12 protein-coding genes are annotated in these 13115 nt (G+C 33.1%); 2 read left to right on the forward strand and 10 right to left on the reverse strand.

The annotated features are described in order from the left end of the window. Positions 1-14: 14 nt before the first annotated feature. Complete coding sequence (argS, locus tag DK508_RS04030) at positions 15-1793, reverse strand: arginine--tRNA ligase (protein ID WP_109299458.1); 1779 nt, start codon at positions 1791-1793, stop codon at positions 15-17. 229 nt (positions 1794-2022) lie between these two features. Between argS and DK508_RS04035 the strand changes: the two genes are divergently transcribed. Both DK508_RS04035 and DK508_RS04040 read left to right on the forward strand, forming a co-directional pair. Further along, entirely contained in the window at positions 2023-3450 is a 1428-nt protein-coding gene (locus tag DK508_RS04035) for an SDR family oxidoreductase (protein ID WP_109299459.1), read from the forward strand. Between the two features lie 79 nt (positions 3451-3529). Continuing rightward, positions 3530-4153 carry a chromophore lyase CpcT/CpeT gene (locus DK508_RS04040; RefSeq protein ID WP_109299460.1) on the forward strand — a complete coding sequence of 208 codons (624 nt, stop codon included), beginning with the start codon at positions 3530-3532 and terminating at the stop codon, positions 4151-4153. Between the two features lie 7 nt (positions 4154-4160). On the opposite strand, the gene DK508_RS04045 is transcribed toward DK508_RS04040, so the two are convergent. The 9 genes from DK508_RS04045 to rpsD form a co-directional block, all read right to left on the reverse strand. After that, positions 4161-4571 carry an Rrf2 family transcriptional regulator gene (locus DK508_RS04045; RefSeq protein WP_109299461.1) on the reverse strand — a complete coding sequence of 137 codons (411 nt, stop codon included), beginning with the start codon at positions 4569-4571 and terminating at the stop codon, positions 4161-4163. 7 nt (positions 4572-4578) lie between these two features. Further along, a complete protein-coding gene (gene ctlX, locus DK508_RS04050; protein WP_109299462.1) occupies positions 4579-5511 on the reverse strand; it encodes a citrulline utilization hydrolase CtlX in 933 nt (310 codons plus the stop codon). Between the two features lie 32 nt (positions 5512-5543). Further along, the gene (locus tag DK508_RS04055) at positions 5544-6458 is read right to left on the reverse strand and encodes a dimethylarginine dimethylaminohydrolase family protein (RefSeq protein ID WP_109299463.1); all 915 of its coding nucleotides are present in this window, start codon (positions 6456-6458) and stop codon (positions 5544-5546) included. 218 nt (positions 6459-6676) lie between these two features. Next, positions 6677-7963 (reverse strand): citrate synthase, encoded by a 1287-nt coding sequence (locus DK508_RS04060; protein WP_109299464.1) that lies wholly within the window; start codon positions 7961-7963, stop codon positions 6677-6679. Positions 7964-8137: 174 nt separating this feature from the next. After that, entirely contained in the window at positions 8138-9427 is a 1290-nt protein-coding gene (eno, locus tag DK508_RS04065) for a phosphopyruvate hydratase (protein WP_109299465.1), read from the reverse strand. A 184-nt stretch (positions 9428-9611) separates the two neighbouring features. Then, on the reverse strand, positions 9612-10727 hold the full coding sequence (carA, locus tag DK508_RS04070; RefSeq protein ID WP_109299466.1) for a glutamine-hydrolyzing carbamoyl-phosphate synthase small subunit: 1116 nt from the start codon (positions 10725-10727) through the stop codon (positions 9612-9614). A gap of 211 nt (positions 10728-10938) precedes the next feature. After that, positions 10939-11412, reverse strand: coding sequence for a 50S ribosomal protein L17 (rplQ, locus tag DK508_RS04075; RefSeq protein ID WP_109299467.1), 474 nt, complete (start codon positions 11410-11412; stop codon positions 10939-10941). Between the two features lie 60 nt (positions 11413-11472). Next, positions 11473-12465 carry a DNA-directed RNA polymerase subunit alpha gene (locus DK508_RS04080; RefSeq protein WP_024770856.1) on the reverse strand — a complete coding sequence of 331 codons (993 nt, stop codon included), beginning with the start codon at positions 12463-12465 and terminating at the stop codon, positions 11473-11475. 23 nt (positions 12466-12488) lie between these two features. After that, on the reverse strand, positions 12489-13094 hold the full coding sequence (gene rpsD / locus DK508_RS04085; protein WP_109299468.1) for a 30S ribosomal protein S4: 606 nt from the start codon (positions 13092-13094) through the stop codon (positions 12489-12491). Positions 13095-13115: the final 21 nt, after the last annotated feature.

Here is a 13115-nt window from a genome sequence, read left to right on the forward strand (position 1 = left end):
ACAGTATAGATCGATTACATCCTTTCAGGCACTTGTATCCCTAACAATCCAAAAGCAGATTTAATGGTATTACCTACCATTCCCGATAATTGCACTCTAAATATTTTTTCAGTTTTAGAATCTGCTCCAAATATGGAAACATTTTGGAAAAATGAATTATAGCTTTTCACCAAATCATAAGTGTAATTTGCCAGAATGGCAGGACTTAATTCATTAGCCGCATTTTGAATTATTTCGGGATATAATTCTAATTGTTTTATCAGTTCTTTTTCTTTTTGGTGTAGTACTATATCTGTTACTAACGTATCTAAGCTAAAACTAGCTTTACGCATAATTGCCTGAATTCTAGCATAGGTGTATTGAATAAAAGGCCCTGTATTTCCTTGAAAATCTACCGATTCTTCAGGATTAAAAAGAATTCTTTTCTTAGGATCAACTTTTAAAATATAATATTTTAGTGCTCCTAAACCTATCATATTATAAACTGCAGATTTTTCTTTTTCCGTATATCCATCTAATTTACCCAGATCTTCAGATATCTCTGAAGCCGTTTTAGCCATTTCGTTAATTAAATCATCGGCATCTACAACAGTTCCTTCTCTACTTTTCATTTTTCCACTTGGCAAATCTACCATACCATAACTAAGGTGATGAAGATTTGTAGCCCATTCATATCCCAATTTCTTAAGGATTAAGAATAGTACTTTGAAATGGTAATCTTGTTCATTACCAACTGTATAAATCATTCCGCCAACATCGGGCATATCTTTTGACCTTTGGATAGCAGTTCCTATATCCTGAGTCATATACACAGCGGTTCCGTCACTTCGCAAAACTAATTTTTCATCAAGTCCTTCATCAGTAAGATCACACCAAACGGATCCATCTTCTTTTTTAAAAAATACACCGTTATTCAATCCTTCTTCAATATTGTCCTTACCTAGTAAATAGGTATTACTTTCATAATAATAACTATCAAAATCAACTCCAATAACTTTATAAGTCTCTTCAAAACCATTATAAACCCAACCGTTCATGGTTTCCCAAAGTTTTACAACTTCGGCATCACCAGATTCCCATTTACGCAACATTTCTTGAGCTTCTATTAAAAAAGGCGCTTCTTTCTTTGCTTCTTCTTCAGTCTTCCCTTTTGAAATAAGTTCAGCAACTTCTTTTTTATAAATTTGGTCAAACTTCACATAATAGTTACCAACTAGCTTGTCTCCTTTTAACCCTGTGGACGCGGGAGTTTCTCCATTACCATACTTTTTCCAAGCGAGCATTGATTTACAAATATGTATCCCTCTATCATTGATGATTTGAGTTTTGTATACTTTTTTACCACTGGCTTTAATAATTTTTGCCACAGAAAACCCTAAAAGAATGTTTCTAATATGACCTAAATGCAATGGCTTATTGGTATTGGGTGAAGAATATTCGACCATTACCGAATTATTCTGATCAGAAGGAACAACAAAACCATATTTAGCGTTATTCTTAATCGTATTAAAAAAGTTAAGATAATACGAATCTGAAATGACAAGGTTTAAAAATCCCTTTACCACATTAAAACCAAGAATTTCTGATACATTTTCTACTAAATAAGTACCAATAGCCTCCCCAATTTGCACTGGATTCCCTTTAATTACTCTAAGCATAGGGAATACGACCACGGTAACATCGCCCTCAAACTCTTTTCGGGTTGCCTGCAGTTCTATGGATTCCAGATCGGCATCATACAGTTCTTTAACTGCTACCTTTACTTTTTCTGAAATGATTTGCTGTAAACTCATCTTCTAAAAATTAAGCTGCAAAGATAAGAGAAATTATAGATTGACACCATCTGCATTCGTTTCTTATCATGCAATAAAATAGAAATTTCACCTATTAATCATCTAAAATTAAATATACTTTGAAAAAATAATATCTCAAGTAACACATCCTAAATTTTCTTATTTGTAATAGAAGTGTTTAAACAAATAATTTTACACTAGCCAAATTATTTGTAACTTATAAAGAAAAATGCGAATTCTTCTTACTGGTACTAATGGTTATATTGGAATGCGAATTTTACCATTATTATTAGCTGCTGGTCACGATATTATTTGCTGTGTAAGAGATCAGAATAGACTTTCTATCGATGAAGAAACTAGAAATAAAGTTTCTATTTTAGAGATTGATTTTCTAAAAACGCCAGATCCTTCACAACTTCCCAAAAACATTGACGTTGCCTATTATCTTATTCACTCTATGAGTTCTTCGACAAGTGATTTTGATGTTAAAGAAGAAATATCTGCCAAAAACTTTAATACATACCTAGAAAATGCAGGTATCCAACAAGTCATTTATTTAAGTGGTATTGCCAACGAAAAAAACTTATCGAAGCACTTGTGGTCAAGAAAAAATGTTGAAGAAATATTATACCAAGGAAATTATAACCTTACTGTATTACGATCTGGTATTATAGTAGGATCAGGAAGTTCCTCTTTTGAAATTATCCGTGATCTTTGTGAAAAACTGCCTATAATGATTACTCCAAAATGGGTTAATACCAAAACACAACCCATTGCAATCAGAGACGTACTTAATTTCATGATTGGGGTATTAAAAAATAAACATTGCTATAATCAATCCTTTGATATAAGCGGGCCAAATGTTTTAACTTACAAAGAAATGCTATACCAATATGCGCGAATAAGAGGTATTAAATTATTCATATTTACACTTCCCGTTATGACTCCTCGCTTATCTTCATATTGGTTATATTTTGTTACATCAACATCATATAAATTAGCTCTCAATCTTGTGGATAGCATGAAAATACCTGTTATAGCCAATGATAAACGACTTCATGAAATATTACAACTACATCCGATGAGTTATAAAAAAGCGTTAGAATTAGCTTTTATAAAAATTGAACAAAATCAAGTAGTCTCTAGCTGGAAAGACTCTATGGTTAGTGGTCGTTTCAATCAAAATATTCAAAAATATATAACAATTCCTAAAAGAGGGTGTTTTAAAGATCGAAAAATGATTAAAGTAATTAACCCCGAAAAAACCTTAGATCTAATTTGGGGTATAGGAGGTGATGCTGGTTGGTATTATGGTAATTGGATGTGGAAAATACGAGGGTATATAGATAAATTTTTTGGTGGTGTGGGATTAAGAAGAGGAAGAACACATACTGATAAAATATTCTCTGGGGATGCCTTAGATTTCTGGCGAGTTCTTGTCGCCGATAAAGAAAATAAACGTTTGTTACTTTATGCCGAAATGCGAGTTCCTGGCGAAGCTTGGTTAGAGTTTGATATTGATGAAAATAACATTTTACATCAAACAGCTACATTTAGACCAAAAGGTATATGGGGTAGACTATATTGGTATACAATGATTCCTTTTCACTACTTTATTTTTGGTGGTATGATTCGCAAAATTGGACGCCCAAATTAAATTTACTAGGATAAAACGCTAACTTTTATCGATAAATAGCATTGTTTTCGGTTTTTTTCATATATTTAAAGAAAACTGCATGAAGCAAACTCTACTTTTTAGTTTTGCATTATTATTCTTTTTTGGTTGCAATTCAGAAACTATACAAGATGCCGAATTACATAATTTGGTAACGTTGCTTGTTGGAGAGTTTTCTAATATTGAGCAATCAGAAAAGGATTCCAGTTTTAATCACCTTAAAATGGTGAATACAAGAATATGGAAAGACAAACCCGGATATTGGGTGTATTCTGAATTATTTAATGCAAAAAACAATGATGCTATTTATGGGCAGCGAATTTTAAATTATGAAAGAGTAGATTCTTCAACTTTTACAAGTACGGCATATATAATTTCTAATGCCAAAGATTATCGAATGGGGTGGAAAAACAAGCGTATTTTTGACAAATTAACCATCGATAGTTTAACAGTACGTGATGGTTGTCAAGTATATTTTACAAAAAGCACATCAACTATATATTCTGGAAAAACTCGCAAAGGATCATGCTCAAGCAGTATTGATTATGTCGAATATATTATCTCAGATTTTGTAATTAGTAGAGATAAAATATCCCTTTGGAACAGAGGATATAGTGCAAAAGGGAAACAAGTATGGGGAAAAATCAAAGGTCCTCATAAATACAAAAGAACATCAAAAAAGTAATTATAATCTAGTTTGTATAATCAGCAAGAGTTTTATTCTCCAAAACTTTAAGTGTATTATCTCGAACCTCGATCATTAAACTATGTACTGCACAGGTATCTTCATGCGGGCAATCATCACATTTTTCGTAAAAATTAAGACTTACGCAGGGTAACATTGCAATGGGCCCCTCTAAAACTCTTATTATAGAAGCCATAATAATATCTTTAGGTTCTCTAATAAGATAATACCCTCCTCCTTTTCCTTTTTTAGATCCTAAGAAGCCATTTTTTCGCAAAGTCAACAATATACTTTCCAGGAATTTTTGAGAAATATTTTCATGGGTTGCAATCTCAGAGATTTGAACAGGATGATCACATTTCTTTCTAGCAATATAGGTAAGAGCCTTTAATCCATACTTGGTTTTCTTTGAAAGCATAATTAACTTATTTGGCAGGAAGAAAAACTTCGGCCATCATACATCTAGCACTTCCTCCTCCTAATGTTTCAATAGTATTGAGATCACTATGGAGAATTGCGCAATGATTTTCGATTTTCTGTATTTGGGCTTTAGTCAAACTTTTATAAGCTGCCGATGACATTACAAGATAACGCTTATCTCCCGAACCTGCAACTTGTAACATATTACCAGCAAAACTATTCACCTGATCTTCGGTTATGTATATAACTTCTTTACCGTCATTCCTTAAATGATTCACTAAACTTTTACGTTCTTTTTTATCATCAATACAATCTAAGCAAACTACAGCAAATGTTTCTCCTACACCCATCATTACGTTTGTATGATATATAGGAAGTCTTTTACCTTCTACTGTTTGATACGCGGTAAATACAACTGGCGAATATTCAAAATCTTCGCAAAACTCGATTAACAATGTTTCTTCGGCTCTAGGAGAAAGAGCACAATATGCCTTTCGGTTTATTCTATCGAGCACTAAGCTTCCTGTACCTTCAAGAAAAACCTCTTCATCTTCAGCTTCAGTATAATCTATGATGTTTTTTATTTCAAAACCAGATGCTTCTATTGTGTCCAACACTTCAGGTCTTCGTTCTCTTCTTCTATTAACTGCAAACATTGGGTATAATCCTACATCTCCATTTTCATGAAAAGAAACCCAATTGTTTGGAAAAATAGAATCCGGAGTATCATTATTGGGATCATCATTAATAACAATCACATGTACACCAACATCTTTTAAGGCTTGAACGAAGCCATCAAATTCTTGCTGTGCTTTTATATTTGCTTTCTGCGCATCTATTCCTGCATCATCCTGATAATAATTATTTACAGCGGTTTGTTCATTCATCCTAAACTGAACAGGACGAATCATTACAATAGTATTTGTTATTTGTTTCATGTGTTTTGCTGTCTTCTTTGTATACTTAACAATTAATCTCTTATTAATGGCATAGTAGAACACCTTAATAAACCTTCTTGCTTCGCAATTTCTGCATAAGGAACCTCTTCTACCGTTATATTACCTTTCTGAAGCCATGTATTTAATCTAGTAAAATTTCTTTCAGAAATAACAATATCCTCTGCTATCGAAAAGATATTAGAGTTCATATTATACATTTCATTTTTATCAATATGAAAAAGGTTATCATGACCAAAAAAATCAACTAGATACTCGTAATCCAAAGGGTCTCTAAACCCATCTTTATGAATAATAGCCTTATTTTTCCCTACTGGTTGGAAACAACAATCCAAATGCAAAGCATTATCTCTAGGATCCTTCATGGATTTATTTAAATCAAATTCCTTAACTTTTTTATTAGGAAAGAGGGATTTAATATAATTTACTCCTTTCATATTAGTTCGAGCCACTATACAATCTGAATAGTCATCCCCCTTATATGTACCAATAAAAATATGATCGTTATGTATCATGATATCTCCTCCTTCGAAATGAATATCTTCAGAAGGAGCTTTGTATACTTGTTTTGGATCTATCTCATCAATTACATATTGAATTGCCTTTATTTCTTTTTCTCGATCAGGAAGTATGTTCGATTTTATAAACTTATCTTCTATAACCAAAGCAATATCTCTAGCAAAAATTTGATTATAATTTTCAATAATTTGCGGTCTATATACTTTTACATCATATTTTTTAAAAACTTTCGCTACCATCTCCATTTCGGCAGTCATATCTTTTTCTTTGGGATAAGTACCCGCTTTGATATGTTCAATCGATTTAGGGTCATATGCATCTTCTATTTGCGGAACCGGGCCATTACTAACCGATGTTCCCAAAACCACAGCTCTAAGCCTTGATGTTTCGTTCTGTATGTTTAAATTCAAAAAAAAGAGTTTTTAAGTGTAATCTATATTGTTAGTTTGAGTAGTTACGCAAATATATGAAGAGACAATATATGATAACCATTTTATCGAAAAAAAAGATACTCAAATTGCAAAATTCATCAATAAATGGATTTTTAGGTCTTTTATTTTAAATCATTTATAAAAAAGGGCGAAGAATTAATTCTTCGCCCTTTTCATCTTTTATATTTTGAGTCCTATTATCTCTCGGAGATAGATTTAAAGGCTCTATAATTTTCACCAATATAAATTTGTCTTGGTCTACCGATAGGTTCTTTACGAAGACGCATTTCTCTCCATTGAGCAATCCATCCTGGTAATCTTCCTAAAGCAAACATAACTGTAAACATCTCGGTAGGTATCCCTAATGCTCTGTATATAATACCTGAGTAAAAGTCAACATTAGGATATAATTTTCTTTTTACAAAATATTCATCCTTAAGGGCCACCTCTGCCAATCCTTTTGCTATATCAAGAACAGGGTCTTCTATACCTAAACTTCCTAATACTTCTTCGGCAGATTTCTTTATAATCTTTGCTCTTGGGTCAAAATTCTTATATACTCTATGTCCAAATCCCATTAAACGGAAAGGGTCATTTTTATCTTTGGCTTTAGCAATATATTTTGCGGTATCTCCTCCATCGGCTTTAATTGCTTCAAGCATTTCTATAACTGCTTGATTTGCTCCACCATGAAGAGGACCCCATAACGCCGATATCCCAGCAGATAGAGAAGCAAATAATCCTGCATGAGAAGAACCAACGATTCTTACTGTTGAAGTAGAACAATTTTGCTCGTGATCTGCATGAAGTATTAATAATTTATCTAAAGCATCGTTCACTATTTTGTCTGCCACATATGATTGATTTGGTCTTGCAAACATCATTTTATGTAAATTCTCTACATAACCTAAAGAGTTATCTCCATAATCTAAAGGAAGACTTTTTCTTTTCCTCATGGTCCAAGCAGCAAGCACAGGAAACTTTGCTAATATTTTTACAATAGCACCGTACATTTCTTCTTCAGAATCTACATCAACAGATCCAGGGTTAAAAGCAATCAAGGCACTTGTTAAGGACGATAATACTCCCATTGGGTGCGCGCTTTTAGGAAAGCCATCAAGAATTTTCTTCATGTCCTCATCTACATGAGATTCTTCCTTAATATCTTTATCAAATTTTTCAAGCTGCTCAGCCGTTGGTAATTCTCCAAAAATCAACAAATAACAAACCTCTAAAAAGTCTGCCTTCTCAGCGAGTTCTTCGATTGAATATCCTCGGTATCTTAAAATTCCTTTCTCTCCATCTAAAAAAGTGATAGCACTCTCACAACTTCCGGTATTTTTATACCCCGGATCTATAGTGGTAACACCACCAGTACTTCCTCTAAGCGCTTTAATATCAATTCCAAATTCATTCTCTGTTCCTTCTATAATAGGAAACTCATATTTATTACCGTCGATTTCTAACGTAGCTATTTTTGACATATGATTATTTACAATTTTGCTGTTAATGTAAGGGACGCTAAATTACGAAATATAGCGTTAATATGTTATTAATCGTTGCATCATTTTTAGCCTTACAAAGCATTTTATAAATTATTCATAAAAAAAAGAGGCTATCTTTCCAAATAGCCTCTTTTAATGTAATTTATTTTGCTTTTATTTCACTTTAAAAGCTTTTTCTTTTGGATAATATGCTACGCTACCTAATTCTTCTTCAATACGTAACAATTGGTTATATTTTGCCATTCTATCACTACGCGAAGCAGAACCAGTTTTGATTTGTCCAGTATTTAAGGCAACTGCCAAATCTGCAATTGTATTATCTTCTGTTTCTCCCGAACGATGCGACATTACTGAAGTATACCCTGCATTATGAGCCATATTCACCGCTGCAATAGTTTCAGTAAGAGTACCTATTTGATTAACTTTAATAAGTATAGAATTTGCAGTGTCATTTTCAATTCCTCTAGAAAGTCTTTCTACATTAGTTACAAATAAATCATCACCAACTAACTGCACTTTATCTCCTATTTTATCAGTAAGATATTTCCACCCATCCCAGTCATTTTCATCCATACCATCTTCAATAGAAATAATTGGATATTTGGCAGCTAATTCGGCAAGATAATCAGCCTGTTCTTCACTTGTACGAACAACTCCTGTATCACCTTCAAATTTAGTGTAATCGTATTTTCCATCTACATAAAATTCTGCCGCAGCACAATCTAACGCTACCATTATTTCATCTCCTAATTTATATCCTGCTTTTTCTACAGCAATTGCAATAGAATCTAAAGCATCTTCTGTACCATCCAACGTAGGAGCAAAACCTCCTTCATCACCAACAGCTGTGCTCAACCCACGATCATGTAATACCTTTTTAAGGTTATGAAAAATTTCTGTTCCCATTTGCATGGCATGAGTAAAGTTTTTTGCTTTAACCGGCATTACCATAAATTCTTGAAACGCAATTGGCGCATCACTATGTGAACCTCCATTAATTATATTCATCATCGGAACTGGCAGTGTATTGGCACTTACTCCTCCAACATAACGATACAATGGCATATTTAATTCATTGGCAGCAGCCTTGGCAGCAGCCAAAGAAACACCTAGAATAGCATTAGCTCCTAATTTCGATTTATTTGGAGTACCATCGATTTCTATCATGGTTTGATCCAATAAATTCTGATCAAATACAGAATACCCTAACAATTCTTCAGCAATTATAGTATTTACATTTTCAACAGCTTTAAGCACCCCTTTTCCCATATAATCATTACCTCCATCTCTGAGCTCAACTGCCTCATGTTCTCCTGTTGATGCTCCCGAAGGAACAGCTGCTCTTCCTAAAACTCCATTTTCTGTAATGACATCTACTTCTACGGTTGGGTTACCTCGCGAATCTAAGATCTGTCTAGCGTGAATATTAATAATTACACTCATTTTTTTATTTATTTTGTTGGATAATTTTAATTTTTCGCAATATACAAAACCAGTAAACTTTAATACCTCTCAAAAAGTCCTAATTTATCGTGAAAACCGCAATATATCTACTAAGTTATCAACTATAACGTTATAGATTAATAGATTATAAAAATGTGATTTCTAACTCTACGTATTAAAAATTTTATGCCGGTTGTTTTGCATCCTTGATATTTGCAATAAACTGATCAAATAGATATGTAGAATCGTTTGGACCAGGACTCGCTTCGGGATGATATTGAACCGAAAAGCAATTTTTGTTTTTCAATTTTATTCCGGCTACCGTATCGTCATTTAAATGTAAATGAGTGATCTCAATATCCGGATGTTTTTCAGTCTCTTCTTTATGAATTGCAAAACCATGGTTTTGAGAAGTAATTTCACCACTACCAGTAATCATGTTCTTTACCGGATGGTTAATTCCTCTATGCCCATTATGCATTTTATATGTACTAATACCATTTGCCAAAGCTATAACCTGATGCCCCAAACAAATACCAAATAATGGTAAATCCTGAGCTATTATCTCCTTAGCTGTTGCAATAGCCTGCGTTAAAGGTTCTGGATCACCAGGTCCATTAGATAAGAAATACCCATCTGGTCCCCATTCACTCATTTCTGCAAATGTTGTATCATAAGGGAACACTTTAATATATGCATCTCTTTTAGCAAAGTTGCGAAGGATATTTTTCTTTATACCAATATCCAATGCAGATATCTTATACGTTGCATTAGGATCGCCAAAAAAGTAAGGTTCTTTAGTAGATACTTTTGACGCCAATTCTAAACCATTCATATCTGGCACATCAGATAACTGTTTTTTGAGCTTATCGATATCATCTATTTCTGTAGAGATTACAGCATTCATCGCTCCATTATCTCTAATATAACTCACCAAAGCTCTGGTATCTACATCAGAAATAGCTAAAAGATTATGCTTTTCTAAGAAGTCTTGTAGTGAACCATCGGCTTTAACCCTAGAGTATTCATAACTGAAATTTTTTACGATAAGACCAGAAATTTTAATAGAATCTGATTCTATTTCTTCATCATTGGTTCCATAATTACCGATGTGTGCATTAGTAGCAACCATCAATTGCCCATAATATGAAGGATCTGTAAAAATCTCTTGATACCCGGTCATACCCGTATTAAAACATACTTCACCAAATGCATTACCTTCTCTTCCTACAGCTTTACCGTGAAAGATTGTACCATCTGCCAACAAAAGAATTGCTTTTTTTCGCGCTTGATATTTCATTTATCTATAATATAATTTTCAGTTTTTTATAAAGTCCCATTGATAACACATTTAATCAATGCATAACATCATGATCTCTTTATTTTTATATTTTAAAATGACATTTAAACTTCTCTATAAAAGAAATAAATTTTGTCAAAATTATTCAAAAAAAAAGGATAAACGCCAAACGTTTATCCTTTTATTATTATGTGTTATTCACACTCTTCATTTATTCTTCTTCAGAATTAGTAGTTTCTGGTGCCGGTGCAACTGGTGCACTAGCTTTCTTTGTTCTACCTCTTCTAGTAGATTTCTTCTTAGCAGGTTTACCAGCATTATATAGCTCGTTATAATCTACCAATTCAATCATTGCCATATCAGCATTATCTCCTAGTCGATTACCAAGTTTAATAATTCTTGTATATCCACCTGGTCTATCTCCTATCTTAGGAGCCACATCTCTAAATAATTCAGTAACTGCATACTTATTACGTAGCTTACTAAATACAATACGACGATTGTGCGTGGTATCTTCTTTAGACTTAGTTACTAACGGCTCTACAAATTGCTTAAGAGCTTTCGCTTTTGCAACTGTAGTATTGATTCTTTTGTGTTCGATCAATGAACAAGCCATATTCGCAAGCATTGCTTTACGATGCGCTGTCTTTCTTCCTAAGTGATTTACTTTCTTTCCGTGTCTCATGACATTTAATTTTAATCATCATCTTGCTGCAACCCATTTTGAGGAGCAAAATATGATGGATTAGTCTTTATCTAATTTATATTTAGAAAGATCCATACCGAAGTTAAGTCCTTTAACATTTACCAATTCTTCAAGTTCTGTTAAAGATTTCTTACCGAAGTTACGGAACTTCATTAAATCATTTTTGTTATACGATACTAAGTCTCCTAAAGTATCAACTTCTGCTGCTTTCAAACAGTTTAATGCTCTAACAGAAAGATCCATATCGATCAATTTTGTTTTCAGCAACTGTCTCATGTGAAGAGATTCTTCATCATAAGTTTCTGTTTGTGCAATCTCATCAGCTTCTAATGTAATACGCTCATCAGAGAATAACATAAAGTGATGGATTAATATTTTTGCAGCTTCAGTTAATGCATCTTTTGGATGAATAGATCCATCAGTTACAATTTCGAATACTAGCTTTTCGTAATCAGTCTTTTGCTCTACACGATAGTTCTCGATACTATACTTTACATTTTTAATAGGTGTGTAGATAGAATCTGTAAATATAGTTCCAATAGGAGCGTTAGCTTTCTTATTTTCTTCAGCAGGAACATAACCTCTACCTTTTTCAATGGTAATTTCAAGATTAAGTGCTACTTTCTTATCCATATTACAGATCACTAAATCAGGGTTTAGCACTTGAAATCCAGAAATAAATTTCTGAAAATCACCTGCCGTTAATTGCTCCTGACCTGAAATAGAAATAGTAACAGATTCATTATCTATATCTTCAATCTGACGTTTAAAACGTACTTGCTTAAGATTTAGGATAATTTCTGTAACATCTTCTACTACTCCAGAAATAGTTGAGAATTCGTGATCTACACCTTCTATTCTAAGAGAAGTGATCGCGAATCCCTCTAAAGAAGACAGCAAAACTCTTCGTAAAGCGTTACCAACTGTTAACCCATACCCTGGCTCTAATGGTCTAAATTCAAATTTACCATCGAACTCAGTAGAGTCGATCATGATAACTTTATCGGGCTTCTGAAAATTTAATATTGCCATGTTATTGTTTCTTCTTTGAGTTATTACTTAGAATATAATTCGACAATGAATTGTTCGTTAATGTTTTCCGGAATTTGAATCCTAGCCGGAACAGACACAAAAGTACCTTCTTTAGTGTCGTTATTAAAAGTAATCCATTCGTAAACCTTACTATTGTTACTTAATGAATTTTGAACTACTTCTAAAGATTTTGATTTTTCTCTTACTCCCACAACATCTCCAGCTCTTAATTGGTAAGAAGGAATGTTTACTTGTTGACCATTTACAGTAATGTGTCTATGAGAAACTAATTGTCTAGCTCCTCTTCGAGAATTTGACAATCCCATTCTAAAAACAACATTATCTAAACGAGACTCACAAAGTTGAAGTAAAACCTCACCAGTAATACCTTGAGCACGCGTTGCTTTCTCAAACATATTACGAAACTGACGTTCTAATACTCCGTAAGTATATTTAGCTTTTTGCTTTTCCATTAATTGGATAGCATATTCACTTTTCTTACCTCTACGTCTGTTGTTTCCATGTTGCCCAGGAGGGTAATTTCTTCTTTCGAATGATTTATCATCTCCGAAGATCGCTTCACCAAATTTACGAGCGATTTTAGTTTTTGGACCAGTATATCTTGCCATTATTAATAATTTAGTTATTGA

This window comes from Aquimarina sp. AU474, assembly GCF_900312815.1.
Taxonomy (GTDB): domain Bacteria; phylum Bacteroidota; class Bacteroidia; order Flavobacteriales; family Flavobacteriaceae; genus Aquimarina.